This is a genomic window from Streptomyces sp. NPDC043176 (assembly GCF_056436715.1).
This window is the reverse complement of the sequence record NZ_JBWKCA010000040.1, coordinates 1-13,183: the sequence shown is the minus strand read 5'-3', so window position 1 is coordinate 13,183 and position 13,183 is coordinate 1. Positions and strand designations below refer to the sequence as shown.

General features: G+C 73.4%; 11 protein-coding genes and 1 pseudogene. 5 read left to right on the top strand and 7 right to left on the bottom strand.

The genetic code is table 11. The features are described 5' to 3' along the window. Window positions 1-67 precede the first annotated feature (67 nt). Entirely contained in the window at window positions 68-1,108 is a 1,041-nt protein-coding gene (locus tag AC067A_RS35965; protein WP_479247605.1) for an ArsR/SmtB family transcription factor, read from the top strand. 61 nt (window positions 1,109-1,169) lie between these two features. Here the strand turns inward: AC067A_RS35965 and gcl are convergent, their stop codons facing one another. Then, a complete protein-coding gene (gene gcl, locus AC067A_RS35960) occupies window positions 1,170-2,948 on the bottom strand; it encodes a glyoxylate carboligase (RefSeq protein ID WP_479247650.1) in 1,779 nt (592 codons plus the stop codon). A gap of 1,002 nt (window positions 2,949-3,950) precedes the next feature. Here gcl and AC067A_RS35955 point away from each other — a divergent pair. From AC067A_RS35955 to AC067A_RS35945, 3 genes and pseudogenes are all read left to right on the top strand, one after another. After that, a pseudogene (locus AC067A_RS35955) lies at window positions 3,951-4,424 on the top strand (hypothetical protein); the annotation flags it as partial. Between the two features lie 127 nt (window positions 4,425-4,551). Further along, window positions 4,552-5,589: a TIGR04222 domain-containing membrane protein gene (locus tag AC067A_RS35950; RefSeq protein WP_479247604.1), complete on the top strand. Its 1,038-nt coding sequence runs from the start codon at window positions 4,552-4,554 to the stop codon at window positions 5,587-5,589. Between the two features lie 19 nt (window positions 5,590-5,608). Beyond that, window positions 5,609-6,124 (top strand): GNAT family N-acetyltransferase, encoded by a 516-nt coding sequence (locus AC067A_RS35945; protein WP_479247601.1) that lies wholly within the window; start codon window positions 5,609-5,611, stop codon window positions 6,122-6,124. 16 nt (window positions 6,125-6,140) lie between these two features. Here AC067A_RS35945 and AC067A_RS35940 read toward each other — a convergent pair whose 3' ends face one another. Both AC067A_RS35940 and AC067A_RS35935 read right to left on the bottom strand, forming a co-directional pair. Next, a complete protein-coding gene (locus AC067A_RS35940; protein WP_479247600.1) occupies window positions 6,141-7,763 on the bottom strand; it encodes an AMP-binding protein in 1,623 nt (540 codons plus the stop codon). Further along, window positions 7,760-9,445: an AMP-binding protein gene (locus tag AC067A_RS35935; RefSeq protein WP_479247599.1), complete on the bottom strand. Its 1,686-nt coding sequence runs from the start codon at window positions 9,443-9,445 to the stop codon at window positions 7,760-7,762. Before AC067A_RS35935 ends, AC067A_RS35940 begins: the two co-directional genes overlap by 4 nt. Before the next feature lie 91 nt (window positions 9,446-9,536). On the opposite strand from AC067A_RS35935, the gene AC067A_RS35930 reads away from it, so the two are divergent. Further along, the gene (locus AC067A_RS35930; protein WP_479247598.1) at window positions 9,537-10,352 is read left to right on the top strand and encodes a helix-turn-helix transcriptional regulator; all 816 of its coding nucleotides are present in this window, start codon (window positions 9,537-9,539) and stop codon (window positions 10,350-10,352) included. 206 nt (window positions 10,353-10,558) lie between these two features. Here AC067A_RS35930 and AC067A_RS35925 read toward each other — a convergent pair whose 3' ends face one another. From AC067A_RS35925 to AC067A_RS35910, 4 genes are all read right to left on the bottom strand, one after another. After that, the gene (locus AC067A_RS35925; RefSeq protein WP_479247597.1) at window positions 10,559-11,500 is read right to left on the bottom strand and encodes an SUKH-3 domain-containing protein; all 942 of its coding nucleotides are present in this window, start codon (window positions 11,498-11,500) and stop codon (window positions 10,559-10,561) included. 13 nt (window positions 11,501-11,513) lie between these two features. Further along, window positions 11,514-11,906, bottom strand: coding sequence for a YwqJ-related putative deaminase (locus AC067A_RS35920; protein ID WP_479247596.1), 393 nt, complete (start codon window positions 11,904-11,906; stop codon window positions 11,514-11,516). Beyond that, the gene (locus AC067A_RS35915; protein WP_479247595.1) at window positions 11,899-12,360 is read right to left on the bottom strand and encodes an SUKH-3 domain-containing protein; all 462 of its coding nucleotides are present in this window, start codon (window positions 12,358-12,360) and stop codon (window positions 11,899-11,901) included. The genes AC067A_RS35920 and AC067A_RS35915 overlap by 8 nt, the downstream gene beginning before the upstream one ends. A 23-nt stretch (window positions 12,361-12,383) precedes the next feature. Further along, window positions 12,384-13,183, bottom strand: an 800-nt coding sequence (locus tag AC067A_RS35910; protein WP_479247593.1) for a YwqJ-related putative deaminase, incomplete at its 5' end; no start/stop codon positions are given.

The window sequence follows — 13,183 nt, the reverse complement described above, 5'->3', positions numbered from 1 at the left end:
CGTCGATATCGTTTCGCGGAGGGGCGAAACGTCGGGTGGGTGCGGAGGCGGAGGGCGGGGCGGCGGCGTGGGCTGGTGGCAGATAGGCACGGATTCCCTGGCGGGGAGCAGGTTCGTCGTCTCTCCGCTCGCCGAGGCGGTGGCGGCGCTCAAGACGCTGGACGCGGCCGCGGGCGCCCACCCGGGCGAGCGGGCCTGGCTGGCGGCGCACCTGCCGGCGTACCGGGAGCGCCTCGCCGCCGAGCCCCTGGACGCGCTCCTGGTGCGGGCCGCCCTCGGGCCCACCTGGAACGCCGACTTCCTGACGCCGACGCCCACGGGTGAGCGCGAGCGGTCCTTCGAGGAGGAGGTCGCGGCGGTCCGCGACGCCGAACCGGGCGACGCCGTGCCCCAGTTGGAGGTCGCGGTGGGCGGCCTCGTACCGGAGCCGCTGAGGTCGGCGGGAGACCTGCCGCGGCGGATGGCGGAGGTCCTGACCTGGGTGTGGCGGGAGACGGTCCTGCCCGACTGGCCGCGCCGCCGGATGATCATCGAGGCCGATGTGGTGGCGCGGACCGCCCGGTTGGGCCGGGGCGGCTGGGCGGCGGCCCTCGACGAACTCAGCCCGGGGAGGCTGCGCTGGCTCGGCGACGGGCGCCTCCAGGTCAACGCCCGGGCGTATCCCCCGCGTTCGGTCGACGGGGGCCGGCTGCTCTTCGTGCCGGTCACCCCGAGCACGGGCTGGGTGTCCTGGGAGGGCACGGAGCGGTTCGCGGTCGTGTACGCGTGCGCGGGCGTCCTCGCGGACGGCGCGGGTCCCGTGGCCCCGGAAGCGCTCGGCGCGCTGCTCGGAACGGCCCGGGCCGGGGTCCTCGTACGCCTCCAGGAGCCGAAGTCCACCAGTCAGTTGGTCGCGCTGACCGGGCAGGGCCTCGGTTCGGTGGGCCGGCATCTGAAGGTCCTGCGGGAGGCCGGGCTCGTACGGCGGGGACGGGCGGGCAGGTCGGTGCTGTACGAGTGGACGGAGGCGGGCGCGGTGCTCGTACGGGCGGCGGGCGGGAGGAGGGGCCCGGCTCGGCCTCGGGGGCCGGGCCGGGCGGCCGGTCCGGGCCCGGTCGCGGGAGGCTGAACGCGGGACGGCCCCCGCCCCGGTGCTCCTCGGGGCGGGGGCCGGGTCACGGCTCCGGGGATCAGACCTGGAGGGCCTTGATCGCGGTCGGGGCGTGGCCGGGCTCGGTCGCGAGCTCCTCGAACTCGGTGACGTCGCTCATGTCGACCGTCTTGCTCATCGCGATGTTGGTGATGCGCTCCAGGATGGCCTCGACGACGACCGGGACCTGGTGCTCGACGGCCAGCTTCTTGGCCTCCTCCAGCGCCTCGCCCAGCTTGTCCGGGTCGGTGACGCGGATGGCCTTGACCCCCAGGCCCTCGGCGACCTTGACGTGGTCGACGCCGTAGACGCCGATCTCGGGGGTGTTGATGTTCTCGAACTCGAGGTTGACCTCGAAGTTGATGCCGAGGCCGCCCTGCGCCTGACGGATCAGGCCGAGGTAGGCGTTGTTCACGAGGACGTGGACGTAGGGGACCTTGTGCTGGGCGGCGACCGCCAGCTCCTCGATCATGAACTGGAAGTCGTAGTCGCCGGAGAGCGCGACGACCGGGGTCTCCGGGTCGGCGGTGGCGGCGCCGATGGCGGCCGGGATGGTCCAGCCGAGCGGGCCGGCCTGGCCGCAGTTGATCCAGTGGCGCGGCTTGTAGACGTGCAGGAACTGCGCGGCGGCGATCTGGGAGAGGCCGATGGTGGTGACGTACCGGGTCTCCGGGCCGAACGCCCTGTTCATCTCCTCGTAGACGCGCTGCGGCTTCATCGGGATGTTCTCGAAGTGCGTGCGGCGCTGGAGGGTGGCCTTGCGCTCCTGCGCGGAGGCGGCCCAGGCGGAGAAGTCGGGGAGCTTGCCCTCGGCCTTCAGCTCCTTGGCGATCTCGATGAAGAGCTCCAGCGCGGCCTTGGCGTCGGAGGCGATGCCGTAGTCGGGGGCGAAGATCTTGCCGAGCTGGGTGGGCTCGATGTCGACGTGGACGAACTTCCGGCCCTTGGTGTACGCCTCCAGGTTGTAGCCCGTGTGGCGGTTGGCCCAGCGGTTGCCGATGCCGAGGACGAAGTCCGACTCCAGGAAGGTCGCGTTGCCGTAGCGGTGCGCGGTCTGGACGCCGACCATGCCGGCGGCGAGCTCGTGGTCGTCCGGGATGGTGCCCCAGCCCATCAGGGTGGAGATGACCGGGATGCCGGTGAGCTCGGCGAACTCGACGAGCAGGTCGGTGGCGTCGGCGTTGACGATGCCGCCGCCGGCGACGATCAGCGGGCGCTCGGACTCCAGGAGGAAGCTGAGCGCCTTGGCGGCCTGCGCGCGGGTGGCCCGCGGCTTGTAGACCGGCAGCGGCTCGTAGGTCTCCGGGTCGAACTCGATCTCGGTCAGCTGGACGTCGATCGGCAGGTCGATGAGGACCGGGCCGGGACGGCCGGAGCGCATCAGGTGGAAGGCCTGCTGGAAGACGCCGGGGACCTGCGCGGCCTCCAGGACGGTCGTGGCGGCCTTGGTGACCGGCTTGGCGATCGTGGCGATGTCGACGGCCTGGAAGTCCTCCTTGTGGAGCTTCGAGACCGGGGCCTGGCCGGTGATGCAGAGGATCGGGATGGAGTCCGCGATCGCCGAGTACAGGCCGGTGATCATGTCGGTGCCGGCGGGGCCGGAGGTGCCGATGCAGACGCCGATGTTGCCGGCCTTGGCGCGGGTGTAGCCCTCGGCCATGTGGGACGCGCCCTCGACGTGGCGGGCGAGCGTGTGACCGACCCCGCCCACGTTCTTGAGCTCGCGGTAGAAGGGGTTGATCGCCGCGCCGGGGACGCCGAACGCCTGGGTGACGCCTTCGCGCTTGAGGATCTCAACGGCCGCTGCGGCGGCGGTCATACGAGGCATGGGAGTGCTCCTGCTTCGGCCGGTCGGAGACGGGCACGCGGTGTGACTCGGAAGCTCATCGCGGCCTGTTTCCGTAATGCGGAAATACTGTTCTGCTATACGGAAGCAATGTAGGTGGGCCCCCGGAGGGCCGTCAAGAGAAGTCCGGTCGGCGGGATCACGGAAGTGGCCGAACACCCTCCCTCCGGGTGGCGGAAGGGTGGACGATGGGGCGGAACGACAGGGGGTTGGGTTGTGGGCGATTCCGTACCGGTGCGCTGCCCGGAGTGCCTGCGCACGCAGGCGTACGCGGCGCCGGTCTTCCCCTGTGCGTGCGGCAGCCCCGTGGCACCGCCGGTGACGGCCGGCGCCACGGCGGAGCCGATCACGCACCGGAACTGGACGGACGAATGGGTCACCGTCCGCTGCGGCTCCTGCGGCCGCGAGGACGACTGGCCCCACCCCGAGCTCGGCTGCTCCTGCGGCACGGTCCTCCGCGTCCCGGTCCGCCCGGTGACCGAGCCCGCCCCGCCACCGGCCCCCGACTCCGCGCCGGAAACCGCGTCCGCGCCCGATGCCTCCCCGGGCCGCGGGGCAGGGCACGCCGGCACCGCGGACGGCGCCGGGCCCTCCCCCACGGCCCGGGAAACCGCCCCGCGGGACGGCGGCGCGGCACCGGGAGCCCCCGGCGTCGAGGCCCCCGCGAGCGGCGGCGGGCACGTCGAGTCCTTGCCGGAACCGGCGCACGGCCGCGGGAGCGAAGGCGGGACGACGGGGTCCGGCGGAACGGGACCCGGCGGGTTCGGGCTCGGCGCCGACGGCAGCGGCGCGGGCCCCGACCCCTCCGCCTCGGCGCGGTCGCGGCCGGCCGAGCCCGGCTCCGAGTGGTTCGGCAGAGGTCCCGGCGCACGGGGCGGCGGCGGTACGGACGAGTCGGAGACGGGGATCGCGGCGGCCGGGCCGGGCGCGGCGACGCAGAGCGCGGCCGGGGTGCCACCGCAGAGCGCGGCGGGGGTGCCGCCCCGGGTCGGTGCGCACCGCTCGTTCGCCGAGCGGTATCCCGCGCACATTCCGCTGCCGCCCACGGCACCGCGCCCGGCCCCCGTGCGGGGCGCGTTCCGGCCGGTGACGATCCGGACCGCGCGGGACGCGGTCGCCGCCGCGGCCGGGTACCTGCGGTGGCTGGGCTTCCGCGACGTCGTGCAGCCCGAGGAGCGCCCGGCCTCCGGGGTGGACCTGCGGGCGCCGGGGCTCGTCGCCCAGGTCGACCCGAGCACCCGGCAGACCGGGCTGCGGGCGGTCGAGTGCCTCTGGCTCAACGGGCTGAGCGCCTCGGCGGTGAGCGTGTTCTTCTCGCTCGCCGGCTACACCCCGGAGGCCCGCTCGCGCGCCGCCGAGGTGGGTCTCCCCCTGTTCGTCCTCGATCTGACCGGGACCCCGCAACCGGTGAACCACGCGGCCGACGAACTGGCGGCGGGCGGAGCCTGAGGCCGGGAGCCGCGCCGCCGCGCACCCGCGCCGGCGCCGCACACACGACACCTCGGCATCCGAAACCGGCCATTCACGCGTGACGATCATGTTCCGCCGGGCACAACTCCCTCTGGGGGTGGGTGTCATGACGACGGGGATGTGGTGGTTCATCGGTGCCGCGTGGGGGGAACTCCTGCTCGCCGCCGCGCTGTTGCGAACCCGCAGCCGGGAAAGCGGGGCGGCGGACGGGGACGAGGTGCCGCCGCCGCAGGCGCTCGCGCTGCTGCGGGGCGGTCGGCGGGCGGCGGTGACCGTCGCGCTCGTGGCGCTGCACCAGCGGGGGGCGGTCGCGGCGGGCCGCAAACATACGATTCGGGCCAACGGCGGCCCCGGCCGGACCAGCGACCCCGTGCAGCTCGCCGTGCACGGGGCGCTGCACCGGGCGTTCGCCCTGCGGGCCCTCGTCGCGCGTCCCGAGACGCGGCGGGGCGTGGACGCCCTGCGCGCCCAGCTCCGCGGGTCGGGGCTGCTCCGGCCGCTCGCCCGGCTGTGGGCGGCCCGGGTGCTGCTGGGGTGCGTACCGCTGACGGTGGTGGCGGGCGCGGCGGCGGGGCTGGTCGCGGCGGGGTCCTCCGGTGCCGACATCGCGGCGGCGGTCGCGGCCGGGGTGCCCGCGGTCCTCGCGGCGGCGGGGCTGCTGCGGCTGCCGCCCACCACCCGGGCGGCGGGGCGGCTGCTCGACGGCCTGCGCGAGCGGTACCCGCTGCCGGCCCGCCGGAGCGAGGTCACCGACGGGCGCCTCGTCCAGCTGTACGTCGCCCTGTACGGCGATCCGGCGCTCGCGCTGTTCCTGCCCCGCTTCTCCCGCGAGGGCGGCCTCCTGGACCACCCCGCCGACGAACGCCCGGCCGCCGACCCCTACGCGCTCCAGGCCGAAGAGCGCCCGGACCGGACCCCGTACGACAACCAAGCCGCCGAGCCCTCGAACCAGACCCCGCACGCGAGGCCGACCGACCGGACCCCGGACCGGATCCCGCGCGCGGACCCGCCCGACCGGACCCCGCACGCGGGCCCGACGGGCCGGCCCTTGAACCAGGGCACGAGCCCGGAGCCGGCCGACGGCGGAAGCGGGAACAAGCCGCGTCGGGAGCGCGATCCCGGTGAGGGCGGGCCTCCTTCGTGACGCCGCGCCATACTGTCCTATGCGCATCAGAGCGGCCGCTCCGGCCGAACTCCCGCTGCTCCAGGACATCGAACGGGCGGCGGGCGAGCCGTTCCGTTCCCTCGGCATGGCGGCGATCGCCGACGACGACCCCCTGCCCCTGGACGTCCTGGAGACGTACCGCCGCGGGGGCCGGGCCTGGGTCGCGGTGGACGCCGCCGACCGCCCGGTCGCGTACCTGCTCACCGACACCGTCGACGGCTCGGCCCACATCGAGCAGGTGTCGGTGCACCCGGACGCCGCCCGCCGGGGCGTCGGCCGGGCGCTGATCGAGCACCTGGCGGCGGCCGCCGGGGAGCAGGGCCTGACGGCCCTGACCCTGACGACGTTCACCGAGGTCCCGTGGAACGCTCCGTACTACGCGCGGCTCGGCTTCCGGCCGCTGGCCGAGTCCGACCCGGCGCTCACGGAGGGCCTGCTCGCCATCAGCCGCGCCGAGGCGGCCCACGGCCTGTCCGCCTGGCCCCGGGTCTGCATGCGCCGGGAGGTCGGCTGACGGCGGACGGCCGGTCTCAGGCGGAGCCGTACCGCTGCCTCAGCTCCACCTTGCGCACCTTGCCGCTGACCGTCATCGGGAACTCGGTGAGGATCTCGACCCTGCGCGGGATCTTGTAGTGGGCGAGGCGGTCCCGGCAGAAGGCCGTGACGTCCTCCAGGGTCGGCGGGTCGGCGGGGTCGCGGGGGATGACGCAGGCCAGGATCTCCTCGCCGTAGCGCTCGTCGGGGACGCCGACGACCTGGACGTCGGCGATCTTGGCGTGCCCGTACAGGAACTCCTCGATCTCGCGCGGGTACACGTTCTCGCCGCCCCGGATGATCATGTCCTTGATGCGGCCGACGATCTGCACGTAGCCGTCGTCCCGCATCACGGCCAGGTCGCCGGTGTGCATCCAGCGGCCGGCGTCGATCGCCTCCGCGGTCTTCGCGGGCTCGTCCCGGTAACCGAGCATCACGCCGTAGCCGCGGGTGCACAGCTCCCCGGCCGTCCCGCGCGGCACGGTCAGGCCGGTGGCCGGGTCGACGACCTTCACCTCGACGTGGGGCATGACCCGGCCGACGGTGCCGGTACGGCGTTCCAGGTCGTCGTCGCGGCGGGTCTGCGTGGAGACGGGCGAGGTCTCGGTCATGCCGTAACAGATGGACACCTCCGTCATGTTCATCTCGGCGACGACCCGCTTCATCACCTCCACCGGGCACGGCGAACCGGCCATGATCCCGGTCCGGAGCGACGCGAGGTCGTAGGTCGCGAAGTCCGGCAGGTTGAGCTCCGCGATGAACATCGTCGGCACGCCGTACAGCGAGGTGCAGCGCTCCTCCTGCACCGCCCGCAGGGTGGCGGCCGGGTCGAAGGAGGCGGCGGGGATCACGATGCAGGCGCCGTGCGAGGTGGCCGCGAGGTTTCCCATCACCATGCCGAAGCAGTGGTAGAAGGGCACCGGGACGCAGACGCGGTCCTGCTCGCTGTAGGCGATCATCTCGCCCACGAAGTAGCCGTTGTTGAGGATGTTGTGGTGGGAGAGCGTGGCGCCCTTCGGGAAGCCCGTCGTCCCCGAGGTGTACTGGATGTTGACGGGATCGTCGCAGGAGAGCGGTTCGGGGCGCAGCTCCCCGGGCGTGCGGGCGAGCAGGGTGTCCCAGCTCGGGTCGCCGAAGTAGACGGCCTCGCGCAACTCCGGGCAGTCGCCGCGGACTTGCTCGACCATGGCCCGGTAGTCGCTCGTCTTGTGGGCGAGTGTGGCGAAGAGGAGGGAGATCCCGGCCTGCTTCAGGACGTACGCCAGCTCGTGGGCGCGGTAGGCGGGGTTGATGTTGACCATGACGGCGCCGATACGGGCGGTGGCGTACTGGACGAGGACCCACTCGGCGCAGTTCACCGCCCAGATGCCGACCCGGTCGCCCTTGCGGACCCCGCTGCCGAGCAGCGAACCGGCCAGCCGGTCGACGTCGGCGCCGAACCGCGCGTACGTCCAGCGGCGTCCGGTGGGCACGTCGACGAGGGCCTCCCGGTCGGGCCAGGCGGCGACGGCCCGGTCGAGGTTGGCGCCGATCGTGTCGCCGAGGAGCGCGGTGGTCGACACGCCGTGCGCGTAGGAGAGTTCCGTGGGGCTCGTGGCGCCCTGCGGCCCGCCGGTCATCCGAGGTCCCCTTCCAGGTACTCCTTGCCGCCGCCCTCGGCGGTGAGCCGGCGCAGTTCCACGCGCCGGATCTTGCCGGAGACGGTCTTGGGCAGGTCGGCGAACTCGATGCGCCGGACCCGCTTGTACGGGGCGAGGACCGCGCGCGAGTGGGCGAAGAGCGCCTTCGCCGTCTCCTCGTCCGGCTCCCAGCCGGCGGCGAGGACGACGTACGCCTTCGGCACGGCGAGCCGCACCGGGTCGGGGGCGGGGACGACGGCGGCCTCCGCGACGGCCTCGTGCTCCAGGAGCGCGCTCTCCAGCTCGAAGGGGCTGATCTTGTAGTCGGAGGCCTTGAAGACGTCGTCCGACCGGCCGACGTAGAAGACGTAGCCGTCCTCGTCGCGGGAGCCGATGTCGCCGGTGCGGTAGTAGCCGTCGGCCATCGCCTGGGCCGTACGCTCCGGGTCCCCGTGGTAGCCGGTCATCAGGCCCACCGGGCGGGCCGACAGGTCGAGGCAGATCTCGCCCTCCTCGACGTCCGGGCGGCCGGTCACCGGATCGACGAGGGTGACCCGGAAGCCGGGGCTCGGCCGCCCCATGGAGCCCTCCTTGAGACGCTGGCCGGGACTGTTGGAGACCTGGACGGCGGTCTCGGTCTGGCCGAAGCCGTCGCGGATGGTGACGCCCCAGGCGCGCCGGACGGACTCGATGACCTCGGGGTTGAGCGGTTCGCCGGCGGCGACGACCTCGCGGGGCGGGGTCTTCAGCCGCCCGAGGTCGGCCTGGATGAGCATCCGCCAGACCGTCGGCGGCGCGCAGAAACTGGTGACGCCGTTGCGCTCCATCTCGCCCATCAGGCGCTCCGGGTCGAAGCGCGTGTAGTTGTGGATGAAGACCGTCGCCTCGGCGTTCCACGGGGCGAAGAGGTTGGACCAGGCGTGCTTGGCCCAGCCCGGCGAGGAGATGTTGAGGTGCACGTCGCCGGGCTTGAGGCCGATCCAGTACATGGTCGAGAGGTGCCCGACCGGGTACGAGGTGTGGGTGTGCTCGACGAGCTTGGGGCGGGCGGTGGTGCCGGAGGTGAAGTACAGCATCAGCGTGTCGTCCGCGAGGGTGACGCCGTCCGGCTCGAAGTCGGCGGACTCGTGGGCCGCGTGCTCGTACCCGAGCCAGCTCACGCCGTCGCCGCCGACCGCGATCCGGGTGTAGTCGCCGGGCACGTCGTCGAACTTGGCCGTGTCCTCGGCCCGCACGATCACGTGCCGGGCGCGGCCCCGGTCGACGCGGTCGCGCAGGTCGGCGGCGCCGAGGAGCGGGGTGGCGGGGATGAGGACGGCCCGCAGCTTCATCGCGGCGAGCACGGTCTCCCACAGCTCGGCCTGGTTGCCGAGCATCACGATGATCCGGTCGCCGGCGCGCACGCCCTGGGCGCGCAGCCAGTTCGCGACCCGGTTCGAGCGGGCGGACATCTCCGCGAAGGACACCTTCGTCTCGGAGCCGTCCTCCTCGACGATGTGCAGGGCGGTCCGGTCGTTCCCCTCGGCGATGACGTCGAACCACTCGAGCGCCCAGTTGAAACGGTCGGGCCGGGGCCAGGCGAAGCCCTCGTAGGCCGTCTCGTAGTCGTCGCGATGCCGGAGCAGGAAGTCCCGGGCCGCCCGGAACCCCTCCGTCGCACTGGTCGCGCTCGCTGCCGTCATGTGTCCTCCTCGTTGCGGGACCGGTCCCGGACATCGTGTAATCAGTGACCCAGGTCTCACTACCCCCGTTCGGGGGTGAAGGAGTGGTTCCGTGCCCGAGATGGTGGAAGCGGTGGAGTTGCGTACGGCGCTGCTGCGGCTGAGGCGCGCCAGCGGGCTGCCCGTCGTCTTCGGCGGACTGCTCCAGGAGGGCCGCACGATGCGGATCGCCGAGCTGAGCGGAGCCGTCACGCCCGCGCTGCACGGCCTGGCGATCTCGGCCGGCTCCGGGCTCGGCGGGAAGTGCCTGGCGCTGTCGCGCCCGTGCGCGGTCACGGACTACCCGGCGTCGCGACACATCACGCACGAGTACGACGTCCCGGTCTCGGCGGAGGGGCTGCGCGCGGTGATCGCCGTCCCCGTCGTCGTGCGGCGCAAGGTGCGCGGCGTGCTGTACGGGGCGCTGCGCGAGTCCTTCCCGATCGGCGAGCGGGTCTTCGACACGGCGATGGCGGCGGCCCGTGACGTCGAGCAGGCCCTCGCGGTACGGGACAAGGTGCGGCAGCTGCTCGCGCCCCCGGCGCCCGGACCGTCCTGGGAGGAGGTCCGCCAGGCGTACGGGGAGCTGCGCGAGCTCGCCCCGAAGGTCCTGGACCCGGAGCTGCGGGCGCGCCTCCTCGCGGTGTGCGGCCGTCTGGAGACGGCCGCCGCCTCCCCCGCGCCGGTGCCGGGTGTGGCGCTCACGCCCCGCGAGACGGACGTCCTCGCGGCGGTCGCCTCCGGCGCGACGAACGCGACGGCGGCGGAGCGCCTGGGCCTGCGCCCGGAGACGGTGAAGGGCTACCTGCGCTCGGCGATGCGCAAGCTGGGCGCGCACACCCGCCTGGAGGCGGTGGTGGCGGCCCGGCGGGCGGGCGCGCTGCCCTAGACCCGAAGGACGAGGGCGCTGCCCTGGGCCCGAAGGACGAGGGCGCTCCCCTGGGCCCGGCGGGCGAGGGCGCTCCCCTGGGCCCGGCGGGCGGGGGCGCTGCCCTGGGGCGTGTCCGGAAAGGCCCGCCCGGCTCGCGGCGTCCGGGCGGGCTGCGCTGTTTTCCGGACACCCTCTGGTGGCCGGAGCGTGCGGCTCCGTCCCTCTCAGGAAGTGGCGGCCCAGGCGTCGAAGGCGGCGACGGAGGCGTTCACGAGGGTCGACGGTCGGCCGATCGAGGCGCCCGGGCCCGCTGCCAGGGTGAGGGTGAAGCCGGCCGGACCACCGAGCACGACACCGCAGTCGAGGCCCGCCAGCGGCGCCGGTGTGGGGGGCGGAGCCGGTACGGACAGGAACAGCTCGCAGGAGGAGGCCGTCTGCGCCAGGGCGGACAGTTCCGCCTCCATCGCCTCGACCAGGGCCGGTGCGTTGTCCTCCAGGGACCCGGGGCGCAGGGGGAACTCCCGGTCCAGGACGGTCACGCCGATCCCTCGGAGCGTGGTGGCCCGCAGGCGGAGGGCGCGGGCGTCGAACACCCCGTGGGTATGCAGGACGTAGACGGCGACGAGCGCCGCCCTGACGCCGGCGGCCAGGTCGGCCGCCGCCGCCCGCAGCGGCCACCGCCATTCCCGTCCCCGGAGGCGTACGGGCCGCAGCCCTTCGGTCAGCGCGAGGAGCCCGTCCCTCACGGTCTGCCCGTGGAGCCAGGCGCCTCCGGCGCCGAGGGAGAACAGTCGTCCCTCCTCGTCCACGGCCATCGGCGCGTCCGCGTCGGTGCGGCCGAGGGGGAAGAGCCGGGTGCCGAGCGTCTCGGCGAGCCGGTGCAGGGGCGGGCCGGAGTACCGGGCCTCCTGCGGGTCGACGACGCAGCCGGTCGCCGCCACCTCGCGGCCGCCGTGGGCCGCCGGCGCCGGGCGGAGGCCGTGGAACTCCCGGACGGCGCGCTCGGCGGCGGGAAACAGGGACCAGGGCCCCAGGCCCGCCGTCCTGAGGACGGCGATCATGGCGGCGTCACCGGCGTCCCGTCCGGGGTGCCAGCCGGCCAGGGTCAGGGACGTGCCGTCCTCGCCCCCGCGTACGGGGTCGGTCGTCGCGGGCTCGGTCGTCATCGTGGCCCCCGCGTCAGGAATCCTGGAGGACGGTGATGCCGAGCGCGTCGGCCAGGGCCGCGCAGGACCGGCAGAGGGCGGCGGGCGTACCGTGCTCGGGGTCTCCGTGGGGGCGCACCTTGCGGGAGACGAGGGCCGCGCCCGCGAAGTGCGACGGTGCCTCGGCGAGGCTCGTGGTCCCCCTGTCCGCGCGCTGGGCGTCGACCGCGTACAACCGGTCCGAGACGAGGGCGGATTCGGCGCAGTATCCGAGGAACGGCTCGCGCAGGCTCGGTGCGAGCCCGTCGAAGAACTCCTGGACGGCGGGGTGGAGCTGGGGCTCGCCGTCGCCGGTCAGGTTGGTCTGGCTGGTGATCGTGCCCTGGACGAGAAGGGAGGAGGCCGTTCCCGGCACGGTGTCAGACAAAGTAGTCCCGCGCTTCCTGCTGGGGGCCGCGCAGCAGACAGCTGATGGCCTCGTACGTGTTCGCTCCCAGGAAATAGGGACCGGTGTGGTGCATGAGGAAGAAGCGTCCGGTCTCGTCGATGAGGACCATCGCTCCGTCGAACGTCTCGTAGCCCACGGGGAAAAGCTTCTTCCCCACGTTCCGGGCGAGTTCGGCGACGTCCTCGCCGCTCTCCTCGTAGATCCAGTGCGGCGTGAATCCGACGGCGTCCGGCGGCGTTCCCGGAATCACCAGGCGCAGTCCACCGAATTCCCGGACGAAGTCCTGGGCAGCCCGGAACGGTTCGACCGGATGGCCTTCCTCGGCGAAACGGTCGGTCACGAAGCTCAGGAGCTCGGGCAGCTGCGCACCGATGTCACGCCCCCGCGTCCAGCCCGCCTCGGTCAGGACGGCCTCGACTTCCTCCGTTGTCATTCTCGGCATTCGAAGGCTCTCTCTCAGTGGTGCGCAATGACGCCGGCGAGGGGCAGCATTCTCTCACAGGACCGGCAGGGCGGTTTGTACTCCCCGTGCAGCAACTGATCGTCCCCGGGGCGCATGTTGCCGATCTGAACCGAATGGACGCGGGACCCTTCCATGGCTTTCCGTACGTCCTCCGGTGTGACGATGCCGGTCCCGTTCGGATCCATGTGGTGCAATCGGTCGGATATGAGAGCGACTTCCGCGCATTTTCCGTGACCGTTGCCCGGATTCTGGTCGGCCGCCTTCATGTCCGCCTCCACCCGGTCCAGGATCTGTTTGAGAGCCGGATGGGTGGACATCGTGGAGTCGCCGGTGGTGGAGCTGCTCGAATGCGCGGTCAGGGTGCCGTCGTGCAGCAGGGTCCCGGCACACGCCGTCTTCAGCCGGTGCTTGCCCTCCGGGTACGGATTGCTGGGCGGCTGGTTCTTGGCGTCGTCGGCGAGCTTCCCGGCCTCGTCGACGAGTGCCCTGCGCTGTTCGTCCTCGCTGAGGTGACTGACGTCCAGCGCGTCCCTGCGGTGGTTCTTCATGCCCTGTCCGGTCTGGCCGTGCCAGGGCGGCTGGGGGCTGATCGGTTTGCCGCCGGGATTGTTCCCGCCGGCCCCGTTGTTGTGGCCGCCTCCACCGCCCGGGGGCGTTCCGCCGCCTCCACCGCCCGGGTTCTTGCCCCCCGCACCGGAGCCGGAGCCGTCCTTGACGTCGTCGTGGTCGCCCTTGCGCTGGCGCGCGAGGCGGTCGCGGATGTTGTCGTCGTTGGTCTTGTGGTCCTTGGAGA